Genomic DNA, 444 nt, shown 5'->3' on the forward strand with positions numbered 1-444 from the left:
CGTTTATCTGGACCGGGCGGCGGCTACCCTGTTCGCCGCGATGGCGTCCGGTGACGAGACGGCCTTCGCCGGACTGGCGGATGACGCGGTGGGCGCAATCGCCGTGCTGCTCACGGACCTTGCGCTGCGGGACGCTCAGGAGCCCGGAGCGTACGCGACGACTCTGCGGATCCTGCTGGTCCCGCTCGACCCTGCCGTACGCACCCGAGGCTTTCTGGCCGTCGGTGACGGCGGTACGGCGCTGCTGCGGGCGGGCGCGTGGCATCTGGATGTCACCGAGAGGGAGGACCAGGGGGCCACCGGCGTGATCGATACCCGTACGGCAGCGCTTCCGCTCGCCCGCACCGCGGTGACCAGGCTGCTCGGCCCCGCCATGCCGGGCGATGCGCTCGTACTCTGCACCGATGGACTCTCCACCCCCCTCTCGGGCGATCAGGAGATGCG

1 protein-coding gene is annotated in these 444 nt (G+C 71.2%); it reads left to right on the forward strand.

The features are described 5' to 3' along the window. Positions 1–444, forward strand: a 444-nt coding sequence (locus AC1DYK_RS35815) for a protein phosphatase 2C domain-containing protein (protein ID WP_478170587.1), incomplete at both ends; no start/stop codon positions are given.

The organism is Variovorax sp. P2_H12, assembly GCF_056403395.1.